We start from the raw sequence: 315 nt of genomic DNA on the forward strand, positions 1-315 counted from the left end.
CAGTTCGTGCACTTTGTGGGCACCGTCGCGGGCGAAGACATCGGGATTCTGTCGCTGAACACGAGGCAGTTTCCCGAGGTGGAGATCGATTCCTTCGGAATCCTGCCCGGGCTAATCGGCCGCGGGATCGGGCGTGCCTTCCTCAGCGAAGCCCTCGACACGATCTGGGCCGACTCCCCAAAGCGAATCTGGCTCCACACCTCCAGCGACGATCATCCGAACGCCTTGCGGAACTACCTCGCTCGCGGATTTCGCATATACGAGCCGTAATCGGTAACGCCCTCAACTGCCGCGATCAGTCGTTCCGAAGACTGG

The 315-nt window shown here is 61.0% G+C and carries 1 protein-coding gene; it reads left to right on the top strand.

What is annotated here, in order from left to right; all coding sequences use genetic code 11:
* Positions 1–270, top strand: a 270-nt coding sequence (locus N864_RS23220; protein WP_034723386.1) for a GNAT family N-acetyltransferase, incomplete at its 5' end; no start/stop codon positions are given.
* Between the last annotated feature and the right edge of the window lie 45 nt (positions 271–315).

It is taken from the genome of Intrasporangium chromatireducens Q5-1, assembly GCF_000576575.1.
Taxonomy (GTDB): domain Bacteria; phylum Actinomycetota; class Actinomycetes; order Actinomycetales; family Dermatophilaceae; genus Intrasporangium_A; species Intrasporangium_A chromatireducens.